Genomic DNA, 11,959 nt, shown 5'->3' with positions numbered 1-11,959 from the left:
GAGCGTGCGGGTCGGGGCACAGGGTCCGGGACACCCGCGCCGCCGCGCCCGTCACCAGGGGCGCGACCTTCTCCAGCGGGGTGCCGGTGTCCCCGACGACGGAGATCGCCGCGACCGGCCCGTCGGCGCCGCGCACCGCGGCGGCCACGCACGCGATGCCGGGGAAACACTCCTCCCGCTCGAAGGCCAGTCCCCTGCGTTTGCGGATACGGTGCAGTTCCTGGTGCAGTGTGCCCATCTCGCTGATCGTGCGGGGCGTCATCCGGCCGATCCGTTCGCGCAGCCCGGCGTCGACATCCTCCGGTTCCATCCACGCCAGCATGGCCTTGCCCAGCGCCGTGGAATGGGCGGGCGCACGCCCGCCGACCCGGGAGGGCACCGAGGTCGCGAAGACCCCGCCGACCTTGTCCAGGTAGTACACCTCCGCGCCGTCGAGCACGGCGAGGTGCACCACGAGCCCGGTCCGGGTCTGCAGGGCGTGCAGCAGCGGGGCCGCGGCCTCCCGGATCTCCCCGTGTCCGCCGTCGCGGCCCGCCAGACTCAGCGCCCTCCGGCCGAGGGCGTAGCCGGTGCTGGTGTGGTCCAGCCAGCCCAGACGCACCAGCTGGTCGAGGATGCGGTGCGCCGTGGAACGCGGGAGCTGGGTCAGCGTCGCCACGTCCTCCAACGTGCGCCTGCTGTTCCGGCCGTCGAACGTGTCCATGATCAGCGTGATCCGCTCGGCCATCGACGGTGGCACCTCGCGCCGGTTCCGCGGGGTGGTCTCGGGTGGAGTACCGGCAACAGTCATTGGTGCCCTCCCAGCTCCACAGAACTGAAATGAATTCTTGTGCGCCGACGGTAGCAGCGGACCCCGGCACAAGGAAGGCCCGGAATCGGCGGAGGCCCGCACGGCCACCGCGGCTCCCGGTCTGCGGGACACCGGCCACGCCGGCGCCCACCGCCGGGATAGGAACGTATTTCAGCCACCGGGGCCGCGGGCCCGGCGCCCGGGGCTGCAGCGACCGACGACGGACGACGACCGGGAGGCGGACGATGCGGGTGGGGATCGTGACCCCGGTGGTGGTGCGGCTGCCCGGGGCGCACGCGGAGTGGGAGGCCACGGCGGGAATCGAGGAGATCGCCGGGATCGCCGCGACGGCCGACCGGCTCGGCTACCACCATCTCACCTGCAGCGAGCACGTCGCCGTCCCCGCCGGGGTGGCCGAGCAGCGCGGCGGCACCTACTGGGATCCGCTGGCGACCTTCGGCCACCTCGCCGCGTACACCCGGCGCATCCTGCTCGCGACCCGGGTGCTCGTGCTCGGGTACCACCACCCGCTGGAGATCGCGAAACGCTACGGCACGCTCGACCGACTCTCCGGGGGACGGCTCGTTCTCGGTGTGGGCGTGGGCAGCCTCGCCGAGGAGTTCGACCTGCTCGACGTGCCGTTCCGCGACCGCGGCGCACGCGCCGACGAGGCACTGCGTGCGCTGCGGTCGTCCCTCGGCGAGCGGGTCGCCGAGTTCCACGGCACCTACTACGACTACGCGGACATGGTGGTGGATCCGCACGCCACCCGGCGCAGCCCGATCTGGGTCGGGGGGCGGACGGCGCGCTCGTTGCGCCGCGCCGTGCAGCACGGCGACGGGTGGGTGCCGTTCGGACTACGCACGGCGGAACTGGGCGAGCTGCTGTCCCGGTTCGCCCCTCCCGCCGGGTTCGAGGTCGTGCTGAGCACGGGGGCACCACTGGACCCGCTCGGCGACCGGGACCGCACGCTGCGCTCCCTCGACCGGCTCCGGGCGGCAGGGGCCACCCTGGCCAGCGTGTCCCTGCACGCCGACTCCGCCGCGCACCACCGGGACCAGTTGACGGCCCTGCGCGACCTGGACACCGAACTCGACCTGTCGTTCGCGCCGCGCGCGTGAGCGGCGCCCGACCGCGCCGACCCCGAGGGAGCAGCCGATGACCACACCGAACGGCACGAGTGGCACGAGCGGCGCGGAGGGCACGGACGCCGACGCCGACCGCCTCGCCCGGCTCGAACGCCGGGTGCGGGAACTGGAGGACACCGCCGAGATCCAACGGCTGATCGCGACCTACGGCCCGCTCGTGGACAGCGGCGACGCCGAGGCCGTGGCCGCGCTGTGGGAGCAGGACGGCGTCTACGACGTCGACACGGGGGTGCTCACCGGGCACGACGAGATCGCGGCGATGGTCCGGTCCCGGCCGCACCAGCGCCTGATCGCCACCGGCTGTGCCCACGTGGTCGGCCCGGCCCACGTCACCGTGCACGGCGACGAGGCCACGGCCACCTGCTACTCGCAACTCCTCCTGCACGACGCCCCCGACGACGCCGCCGCCCCGGAGACCGGGACCGGGGCTTCAACGCGGCCGGGCGGGTTCCGTGTCCTCCGGGTGACCGCGAACCACTGGCACCTGCGCCGGGGCCCGCACGGTTGGCGCGTCCACCGCCGCACCAACCGCCTGCTCGACGGCAGACCCACCTCCCTCACCCTCCTCGCCGCCGACGTCACACCCCCCACCACCCCCGCGAGTTGACACCCCAGACCCGCGAGTCGACGCTCCAGGTCCGCGAGTCGGCGCTCCAGTCCCGCGAGTCGGCGCTCCGGTCCCGCGAGCGGGTGCCCCGGCCCGACGACCCGGCCCTCGACGTCCCGGCAGGCGTGCGCCCGTCGGCTCGGCCGGTCCGCGACACCACCCTCCGGTGACCCGCGCCCGTCACCGGTTCCCCCCGTCGGTGTCGGCCGTGTCCACGATCCGCGCGAGCAGCTCCCGCAGGGTGTCCTGCTCCGCGTCACTCAGCGCGCGCAGGCGGTGCCGGGTGTCCGCCCACACCCGCTCCCCCGCACGGTGCCGGACCCGCTCCCCTTCCTCGGTGGCCACCACCAGCCGGGTCCGCCGGTCGGACGGCGCGGGCCGCCGCTCCACCAGCCCGGCGCCGACGAGTTCGTCCACCAGCAGCACGACCTGACTCGGGTCCAGCCCGAGCGTGCCGGCCAGTTCCCGCTGGGAGAGCCCGTCCGGTGCGCGCACGGCCAGGGACAGGACCGAGTACTGCCGGACCCGGAGTCCGTACTCGCCGAGTGCGGCGTTGGCCCCCCGCACGGCGAGTCCGCTGGCCCGGGACAGCAGGAAGCCGACGTCGTCCGTCAGCTCCGGGAGATTCATGTACTTCTCCATAGTTGACAACCTCTATTATCTCTTCCTAGCGTACAGAACGGCATCGACGGGGCGACGAAGCCTTCGGTCACGTCCCGTCCCGGATCCCGGCGAGACAGGGAGTCGTTCAAGTGGATCTTTCGGGCAAGGTCGCCATCGTGACCGGTAGTGGCCAGGGGCTGGGGCGCGCCTACGCCGCCGAACTCGCCCGGTACGGCGCCTCGGTCGTCGTCAACGACGTCGACTCCGCCGCCGCCGAGGCGTGCGTCGACGACATCCGGCGGGCGGGCGGTACCGCCGTCGCCGAGGTCGTCGGGGTGGGCACCAGCGCGGCCGCACAGGCCCTCGTCGACCGGGCGGTGTCCGAGTTCGGCCGGCTCGACGTGCTCGTCAACAACGCGGGAATCCTGCGCGACTCCACGCTGTGGAAGATGTCCGACGACGACTTCGACGCCGTGCTCACCACCCACCTGCGTGGCACGTTCACCTGCACCCGCGCCGCGGCGGTCCGGATGCGCGAACAGGGCGAGGGCGGCCGCATCATCTGCGTCGGCTCCCCCACCGGCCAGGTCGGCAACTTCGGGCAGACCAACTACGCCGCGGCCAAGGCCGGCATCGTCGGCATGGTGCGTACCTGGGCCCTGGAACTCGCCCGGGCCGAGGTCACGGTGAACGCGGTGGTGCCCGTCGCCGCGACCGCGATGACCGAGACCGTGCCGTTCTTCACCCGCTACGTCGAGGCGCTCTCCGCGGGCGAACCGCTGCCCCCGTTCGCCCGGCAGGAACTCGGGTTCGGCGCGCCGGAGGACGCCGCCGGGGTGGTGGCGTTCCTCGCCTCCGACGCCGCGGCCGGGATCACCGGTCAGGCGGTCGGCATCGGCGGCGACCGGCTGTCCCTGTGGTCCCACCCGGACGAGATCGTCACCGAGTTCGCCGACGGCACCGGGTGGTCGGCCGACGCGATCGCCGAGGTCTGGCCGGAGCGGTTCGCCGCCTCCGAGCAGACCACGGGCCAGCAGCTCCCCGAGGAGGCGAAGTGAACCACACACCCGGAATGGACGTGGACGAGCTGGTCGCCGTCGACGTGCACGTGCACGTCCACCAGGACCTCGACGGGCACCTCACGATGGACGACGAGCTGCTCGACGCGGCGTCGGCGTACTTCAAGGCCGAGGATCCCAACCCGACCGTGCCCGAGATCGCCGAGCAGTACCGGCAACGGCGGATGGCCGCAGTGGTGTTCACCGTGGACACCGAACTGGCGACCGGCCACCCGGCGGTGTCCAACGAGGGCATCGCCGAGGCGGCGGCCGAGCATCCGGACGTGCTGATCCCGTTCGCCTCGATCGACCCGGCGCGCGGGGTCGCCGGGATCCGGGCGGCGCGCAGACTGGTCACCGAGTACGGGGTCCGCGGATTCAAGTTCCACCCCAGCCTGCAGGGCTTCGAGCCGAACGACCGGCGGGTGTATCCGCTCTACGAGGAGATCCAGTCGCTCGGCGTCCCCGCGTTGTTCCACACCGGACAGACGGGAATCGGGTCGGGGCTGCGCGGCGGTCGCGGCATCCGGTTGCGCTACTCGGATCCGATGCTGCTCGACGACGTCGCCGTCGACTTCCCGGACCTGACGATCATCATGGCACACCCGTCGGTGCCGTGGCAGGACGCGGCGATCTCGGTCGCCCAGCACAAACCGAACGTCTACATCGACCTCTCCGGCTGGGCGCCGAAGTACTTCCCGCCACAGCTGGTGCGGGCGGCCGACACCATGCTGCGGCACAAGGTGCTGTTCGGCTCGGACTTCCCGCTGATCACACCGGAACGCTGGATCCGGGACTTCGAGCGGCTGGAGATCCGTGAGGAGGTCCGGCCGCTGATCATGAAGGAGAACGCGGTCACGGCACTGGGGCTGCGCCATGCGTAACGCCGGACTGGGCTCGTGGCCGGAGCGGCGACGGCGGATCTCCCCCGACCGCGACGCCGTGTGGTTCGAGGGGAGCACGACCTCGCACGCCGGTTTCGCCGAACGGGTGCGGCGGGTGGCGTCGGCCCTGGCCGCCCACGGGATCCGCACCGGGGACCGGGTGGCGTGGACCGGGGAGAACCACCCCTCCGCGCTGGAGACGCTGTACGCCTGCGGACAGCTCGGGGCGATCTGGGTGCCGGTCAACGCCCGGCTCACCGTCGCCGAGGCGGAGTACGTCCTCGCGCACTCCGGCTCGTCGGTCGTGCTCCACGGCCGGGAGCACGGCGACTGGGCGGACGCGCTGCGCGACCGTCTCCCCGCGGTCCGGCACTGGATCGCGACGGAGCCGCCCCCGTCCGGCGGAGCCGACTCCCTGCCGTACGAGGACCTGCTCACCGAGGCGGATCCCGAGCAGCGGGACCATCCGGTCACGCTCGACGACCCCTGCCTGATCATGTACACCTCCGGCACGACCGGCAGGCCCAAGGGTGCCGTGCTCACCCACGGCAACATGACGTCGAACGCGGTGAACCAGTATCTCGGCCTGCACATGGTCCCGGACGAACGGACGCTCGCGCTCGCACCGCTGTTCCACATCGGCGGACTCAACGGCACGGTGAACCCGGCACTGCTCGCGGGCGGCTGCGCCGTCGTGCTGCGCCGGTTCGACCCGGCCGACACGCTGCGGGTCCTGGAACAGCAGCGGGTGAACTCGTTCTTCGCCGTACCGACCATGCTGGACGCCATGGCACGGGAGGCGGAGTTCCACGACCGGGACCTGTCCGCGCTGCGCGGCATCGGCGCGGCGGGCGCACCGGTGCCGCTGCCGACACTGCGCACCTGGTTGGACCGCGGGGTGACGATGCAGCAGTGCTACGGGATGACCGAGGCGGCGCCGGGCTGCACCGTGCTCGACTCCGCCGACGCCGTGCGCAAGGTCGGGTCGGCGGGCAAGCCGATGTTCTTCACCGACCTGCGGGTGCTGCGCCCGGACGGCACCGACACCGACACCGACGAGGTCGGGGAGATCGTGGTGCAGGGCCCGAACGTGATGGCCGGGTACTGGAACGAGCCGGAACGCACGGCCGAGGTCCTGGTGGACGGCTGGTACCACACCGGCGACGCCGGCTCCCTGGATCCCGAGGGTTACCTCTACATCCACGACCGGTACAAGGACATGATCATCTCCGGTGGGGAGAACATCTACCCCGCCGAGGTCGAGTCCGCACTGCTGGAGCTTCCGGAGGTCGAGGAGGCCGCCGTGATCGGCGTCCCGGACGAGACCTGGGGCGAGGTGGGGCTCGCACTGATCCGTCCCGCCCCGGACTGCGACCCGGACGCGGACGCCATCCGTGCCGCACTGGCGACCCGGCTCGCCCGGTTCAAGGTGCCCCGGCACGTCGAGTTCGTCGACGAGCTGCCCAAGACCGCCACCGGCAAGGTCCGCAAACCCGACCTGCGGGCCCGGTACCACCACTGACGAGGAGAGCTGCGCATGAGCACCAGCACGACCACCACACTCGCCGGACTGGCCGGCCTCGAGGGCACCGAGCTGGGCACCAGCGACTGGGTCGACGTGCCACAGGAACGGGTCAACCAATTCGCCGAGGCGACCGGCGACCACCAGTGGATCCACGTCGACGTCGAGCGCGCCCGTGCCGAGAGCCCGTTCGGCGGCCCGATCGCCCACGGCTATCTCACCCTCTCCCTGCTGATCCCGATGTGGTCGCAGGTGTTGGAGGTGACCGACGCGACGATGGCGGTGAACTACGGGCTGAACAAGGTCCGCTTCCCCGACTCCGTCCCGGTGGGGTCCCGGGTGCGGATGACCGCCACCCTGACCGGGGTCACCGAGATCCCCGGCGGCGTGCAGGTCACCGTCTCGGCCGTGGTCGAGCGGGAGGGCGGGGACAAGCCGGCGTGCATCGCCGAACCCGTGTTCCGCTTCCTCGCCTGAGTTCCGTGACCACCGCCCGGACCGGCGGGGCGCGTCCCACGGGCAGGGGGCGCCGACCCGCCGGTCGGCGGTGCCGACTTGCCGTCACCTGGCGTCGACTCGCCGACATGGAGTGGCAACTCGCGGTCACGGAGTGGCGACTCGCGGGCGTGGGGTGGCGACTCGTGGTCAGGGGGTGGGGAGGTGGGCGGTTCGGCCGTGTGCGGTGAACTCCTGTTCCAGGGTCTCGCGGTCGGCCGGGGTGAACGGGTGGTAGTCGCCCGCGCGGTCCGTGCGCCGGTAGACGGGGTCGGTGGTGTGCCACGCCCGGGTGCGCAGCGGCCGCTTGTCCACCTTGTTGTTGCCGGTGAGCGGGAGCGCCGACACGAGGCGGACGAACCGGGGCCACCACTTGGTGCCCAGGTCGGGCCGGGAATCGAGGAAGCGGGCGAAGTCGTCCGGGTCGAACGTGCACCCCGGCACGAGTTCCAGCGCGCACATCACCTGATCACCGGTGCGGGGATCGGGCACCGGGTACACCGCGGCCGCCGCGACCGCCGGGTGGTGGGCGAGGATGCGTTCGATCGGGGCGGCGGCGAAGTTCTCGCTGTCCACCCGCAGCCAGTCGGAGGAGCGCCCCGCGAAGTAGAAGAACCCGTCGGCGTCGCGGTAGGCGAGATCGCCGCTCCAGAAGTCGGCGCCGCGCACGCGCTCGGCCGTGGCCCCGGGATTGTTGTAGTAGCCCTCGAACGCGGCCGCGCCGCCGAGTGCGACCAGCTGACCGATGGCGTCCGGGTTGGCCAGCCTGCCGTCGGCGTCGAGTTCGGCACGCGGACACTCGGTGCCGGTGGCCTCGTCGAGCACCCGCACGTCCGCCCCGCCCACCGGGACGCCGAGCGCGCCGGGCGGGGTGTCCGGGGTGCGGTTGATCCGGAAGACCCCCTCGCTGAGCCCGAAGCCCTCGGAGACCACACAGCCGAACCGGCGCCGGAAGCGTGCGACGTCCGCCTCCGAGGCCTCGGTGCCGAAGGCGACGGCGAGGGTGCCGTCGGCGTCCCGGGGGTCCGGCGGTGTGGACAGCACATAGGACAGTGCCCGCCCGACGTAGTTCACGTAGGTCACGCCGTACCGGTGGACGTCGGCGGAGAACTCCGAAGCGGAGAACTTCCGGCGCATCGCGATCCGCGCGCCGACCGCGGTGGCCGGTGCCGCGTTCATCATCACCGCGTTGCCGTGGAACAGCGGCATGCACAGATACGTCACCGATTCGCGGGACAGCCCCACCCGTTCGGCCATCGTGTCGGCGAGCGTCCCGAGCCTGCCCTGGCTCACCACGACCGCCTTCGGCGCGCCGGTGGAGCCGGAGCTGAACAACAGCAGCAGCGTGTCCCCCGGTGCGGGCCCGGAACGGCCCGCGGGGTCCGGTGCGGCACCCCGGTGGGCCGCGAGGTGGGCGGCGTGGCCCGGCGCGTCGATGTCGCGCACCGCTTCCACCCCGTGATCGATGCCGTCGAGCAGGACCCGCTGCCGGGACTCGGTGACGATCAGGTCACAGTCGGTGTGCCGGATGTCGCGGGCCAGTTCCGCACCCCGGCGGCTCGGGTTGATCCCGACCAGCACGTCGCCGGACAGCGCCACTGCACCGAGCCAGAACAGGTAGTCCGGGACGTTGTCCAGCAGCACCCCGACGTGGCGCTGCCGTCCTCCGGGCACGGGCAGGTCGGCCTGCAGCGCGGCGGCACGGCAGGCGCACTCCGCCACCACCTCGGCCCAGGTCCACTCCCGGTCGCCGAAGCACAGTCCGACGGTGTCGTCGTCGGCGCGCGAACGCAGGACGTCGGCGAAGGTCCGCACCGGTTCCTCCTCTCTCCCGTCACGCGGCCGGGCGCGCGGGGTCGTCGCCGTCCACGGCGACGTGGTGGCAGGCGACGTGGTGACCGGTACCGATCGTGCGCAACGGCGGCTCGTCCCGCGCGCAGAGCTCGGTCGCCCACGGACAGCGGGTGCGGAACCGGCATCCGCTCGGCGGATCGAGCGGTGAGGGCAGTTCCGTGGAGCCCGGGGCGGTCCCGGTCCCGCCGTCCGGGTCGGCACCGCCCGTCCCCGGGGTGTCCGGTACCGACTCCAGCAGCAGCCGGGTGTACGGGTGCGCCGCGGACGTCATTCGCCCGGACGGCACCACCTCACACACCTTCCCGAGGTACATCACCATGATCCGGTCGCTGACGCTGTTCACCACGGCGAGGTCGTGGGCGATGAACACCATGCTCAGGCCGTGCTCGTCCTTCGCCGACTCCAGCAGGTTCAGGATCTGCGCCTGCACCGAGACGTCCAGACTGGACACCGGTTCGTCGCAGATGAGCACCCGGGGTTCGAGCAGCAGCGCGCGGGCGAGGCACACGCGCTGGCACTGTCCACCGGAGAGCTCGTGCGGTCTGCGGTGCCACACCACCGCGGGGTCGAGCCCGAGCGAGGACAGCACCTGCTCGATCCGTTCGCGCCCGGGCGGCGGACCCCACAGCACGGCACCCTCGGCCACCAGGTCGGCCACCGTCCGCCGGGGGTTCAGCGACGACACCGGGTCCTGCAGGATCATCTGCATCGGCCTGCGGGCGCGACGCAGTTCCCGCCCGGTGAGTCCGGTGAGTTCGGTGCCCGCCAGCCGCACCGACCCGGCCGTCGGCGGGGGCAGCTGCATCGCGGCCCGCCCGGCGGTCGACTTGCCGCACCCGGACTCACCGAGAATGCCCAACGTCTCCCCCGGGAGCAGGTCGAAGCTGACCCCGGAGACGGCGTGCACGTGCCGGCGGCGGCCGACCGGGAACTTCACGACCAGGTCCCGGACCGACAGCACCGCCTCGGCGTCCGGACGCAGGTGCACGGTGGCGGCGCTCGTCATCGGTGCGCTCCTTCCACGGCGAGCGGGTGGTGGCAGGCGAACAGGTGCCGTGCGGACCCCGGCCCGTCCCCCGTCGGCACGGGGTCCGTCGGCACCGCGTCCGTCGGCACGGGGTCCGTCGGCACGGGCTCGGGTGTGACCGTGCGGCAGTCCGTCCGGGCGAAGCGGCAGCGGGGCGCGAACCGGCAGCCGGGCGGCGGGGACACCATGTCCGGCGGGGCGCCCTCGATCGTGTCGAGCCGGGTGTGCGGCGCCCGGTCGAGCGCAGGCAGCGAGGCCAGCAACGCCCCGGTGTAGGGGTGGCGGGGGTTGCGGAACAGCTCGCCCGCCCCCGCGGTCTCCACGATCCTGCCCGCGTACATCACGGCGACCCGGTCGGCCCGGCCGGACACCACGCCCAGGTTGTGACTGATCAGGACGATCGCCGTGCCCAGTTCCGTCCGGAGCCTGCCGAGCAGGTCCAGGATCTGCTTCTGCACGGTGACGTCGAGTGCGGTGGTGGGCTCGTCGGCGATCAGCAGCTCCGGCTCGTTCGCGATCGCCATCGCGATCACGACACGCTGCCGCATCCCACCGGAGAGCTCGTGCGGGTACTGGCCGAGCCTGCGGCGCGGCTCCGGGATGCCGACCAGCCCCAGAAGCTCCTCCGCGCGGGCGCGTGCGGCCGCGCGGGACACGCGGGCGTGTCCGCGGACCGTCTCGGTCAGGTGCGTCCCGATCTTCTTGACCGGGTTCAGCGCGGTCATCGGGTCCTGGAAGACCATCCCGATCCGGGAGCCCCACAACGCCCGGCGCCCCGACCGGTCGAGTGCGTGCACGTCGGTTCCCGCGAAGCTCACCCGGCCGGTGACCGTGCCCCCGGCCCCGGTGGTGTGCAGCCCCATGACGCTGCGGCCGAGCACGGACTTGCCCGAGCCGGACTCGCCCACGACGCCCAGTGTCTCGCCCGCCCGCAGGGTGAACGAGACCCCGTCGACGGCGGTGAGCGCGCCCCGTGCGGTGCTCAGCCGGGTCCGCAGGTCCTCGACGACCAGCAGCGGTTCCCCGGCCGCCCGCGCGGTGGGGTCCGCGGGACCGGTCGTGGGCCGCACGCCCGGGGTGTCGGTGCCGGTCGTGTCGGTGGCGGTGGTGTCCGTGCGCATCGCAGGCCTCCTAGAGCTTGGCACCGCGCGGGTCCCAGCGCTTGCGCGCCTTCTCGCCGAGCAGATTGAACGAGAACACGGTCAGAAAGAGCGCGATCCCCGGCACCAGCACGAGGTGCGGGTGGTCGGCGAACGTGTCGCCCTGCCCCTCGGCGATCATGTTGCCCCACGACGGCTCCGGCTGTTGAATGCCGAGGCCGAGGAAGCTCAGCGACGCCTCGGCGACGATCAGCACCGACACCATCACCATGCCGTACGAGGCCAACGGCGGGAGCACGTTCGGCACGAGCTCACGGGTCATCACCCGCAGCCGGGACGCGCCCATCGACTCGGCGGCGAGGACGAACTCCCGCTGCGCGACCGCGAGCGTGCTCGCCCGGGCCAGCCGGATCATGCCCGGCAGGGCGAGCACGGACAGCGCGAAGGCGATGTTGCGCAGGTTCGGTTCCAGCACCGTCGCCAGCGCGATGAGCAGGATCAGCGGCGGCACGGCGAGCAGCGAGTTGGTCAGTACGCCCACGACCGAGTCGGTGAGCCGCCGGAAGTACCCGGCGAGCACACCGACCGCCCCACCGACGATCATCCCGATCAGCACCGCACCGACCGAGACGACCAGCGAGGCGCGGGCGCCGTAGAGCAGGCGTGCCAGCAGGTCCAGGCCGAAGTTGTTGGTGCCCAGCGGGTGCGGGCCGAACAGGTCCGGCCGGGCCAGCGCCGGTGCGGTCATGGTCTCGGTGAGGTCGCGGTGTTCGGCCAGGGGGAGCAGCGGTGCGGCCACGGCGCCGACCACGAGCAGGACCACCCAGGCCCCGCACAGCCACGCGGCCGTGTCGAACCGCGCCGCGGCCCG

At 72.7% G+C, this 11,959-nt stretch carries 12 protein-coding genes; 6 read left to right on the top strand and 6 right to left on the bottom strand.

Annotated elements, in window-relative coordinates; genetic code table 11:
• The coding region (locus SACPADRAFT_RS26885) for an IclR family transcriptional regulator (RefSeq protein ID WP_157577136.1) at positions 1–727 on the bottom strand (727 nt) is incomplete at its 3' end.
• 308 nt (positions 728–1,035) lie between these two features.
• Here SACPADRAFT_RS26885 and SACPADRAFT_RS0210570 point away from each other — a divergent pair.
• Positions 1,036–1,911 (top strand): LLM class F420-dependent oxidoreductase, encoded by an 876-nt coding sequence (locus tag SACPADRAFT_RS0210570; RefSeq protein ID WP_007024834.1) that lies wholly within the window; start codon positions 1,036–1,038, stop codon positions 1,909–1,911.
• Positions 1,912–1,948: 37 nt separating this feature from the next.
• Positions 1,949–2,545, top strand: a complete 597-nt coding sequence (locus SACPADRAFT_RS0210565) for a nuclear transport factor 2 family protein (RefSeq protein WP_007024835.1) — start codon at positions 1,949–1,951, stop codon at positions 2,543–2,545.
• A 180-nt stretch (positions 2,546–2,725) separates the two neighbouring features.
• On the opposite strand, the gene SACPADRAFT_RS0210555 is transcribed toward SACPADRAFT_RS0210565, so the two are convergent.
• Entirely contained in the window at positions 2,726–3,187 is a 462-nt protein-coding gene (locus tag SACPADRAFT_RS0210555; protein WP_007024836.1) for a MarR family winged helix-turn-helix transcriptional regulator, read from the bottom strand.
• A gap of 110 nt (positions 3,188–3,297) precedes the next feature.
• On the opposite strand from SACPADRAFT_RS0210555, the gene SACPADRAFT_RS0210550 reads away from it, so the two are divergent.
• The 4 genes from SACPADRAFT_RS0210550 to SACPADRAFT_RS0210535 are packed head-to-tail and all read left to right on the top strand — an operon-like array spanning position 3,298 to position 7,089.
• On the top strand, positions 3,298–4,206 hold the full coding sequence (locus SACPADRAFT_RS0210550; protein ID WP_007024837.1) for an SDR family NAD(P)-dependent oxidoreductase: 909 nt from the start codon (positions 3,298–3,300) through the stop codon (positions 4,204–4,206).
• 14 nt (positions 4,207–4,220) lie between these two features.
• On the top strand, positions 4,221–5,090 hold the full coding sequence (locus SACPADRAFT_RS0210545; protein WP_026454538.1) for an amidohydrolase family protein: 870 nt from the start codon (positions 4,221–4,223) through the stop codon (positions 5,088–5,090).
• The gene (locus tag SACPADRAFT_RS0210540; RefSeq protein WP_007024839.1) at positions 5,083–6,612 is read left to right on the top strand and encodes an acyl-CoA synthetase; all 1,530 of its coding nucleotides are present in this window, start codon (positions 5,083–5,085) and stop codon (positions 6,610–6,612) included. The genes SACPADRAFT_RS0210545 and SACPADRAFT_RS0210540 overlap by 8 nt, the downstream gene beginning before the upstream one ends.
• Positions 6,613–6,627: 15 nt before the next feature.
• Positions 6,628–7,089, top strand: coding sequence for a MaoC family dehydratase (locus SACPADRAFT_RS0210535; protein ID WP_007024840.1), 462 nt, complete (start codon positions 6,628–6,630; stop codon positions 7,087–7,089).
• 168 nt (positions 7,090–7,257) lie between these two features.
• Here SACPADRAFT_RS0210535 and SACPADRAFT_RS0210530 read toward each other — a convergent pair whose 3' ends face one another.
• From SACPADRAFT_RS0210530 to SACPADRAFT_RS0210515, 4 genes are all read right to left on the bottom strand, one after another.
• Positions 7,258–8,922 (bottom strand): AMP-binding protein, encoded by a 1,665-nt coding sequence (locus SACPADRAFT_RS0210530; protein WP_007024841.1) that lies wholly within the window; start codon positions 8,920–8,922, stop codon positions 7,258–7,260.
• A gap of 19 nt (positions 8,923–8,941) precedes the next feature.
• Positions 8,942–9,967: an ABC transporter ATP-binding protein gene (locus SACPADRAFT_RS0210525; RefSeq protein ID WP_007024842.1), complete on the bottom strand. Its 1,026-nt coding sequence runs from the start codon at positions 9,965–9,967 to the stop codon at positions 8,942–8,944.
• On the bottom strand, positions 9,964–11,109 hold the full coding sequence (locus tag SACPADRAFT_RS0210520) for an ABC transporter ATP-binding protein (RefSeq protein WP_007024843.1): 1,146 nt from the start codon (positions 11,107–11,109) through the stop codon (positions 9,964–9,966). The genes SACPADRAFT_RS0210525 and SACPADRAFT_RS0210520 overlap by 4 nt, the downstream gene beginning before the upstream one ends.
• A 10-nt stretch (positions 11,110–11,119) precedes the next feature.
• Positions 11,120–11,959: ABC transporter permease (locus SACPADRAFT_RS0210515; RefSeq protein WP_007024844.1), on the bottom strand; the 840-nt coding region annotated here is incomplete at its 5' end.

The organism is Saccharomonospora iraqiensis subsp. paurometabolica YIM 90007 (assembly GCF_000231035.2).
GTDB lineage: Bacteria > Actinomycetota > Actinomycetes > Mycobacteriales > Pseudonocardiaceae > Saccharomonospora > Saccharomonospora paurometabolica.
This window is presented reverse-complemented; position numbering and strand designations above follow the sequence as displayed.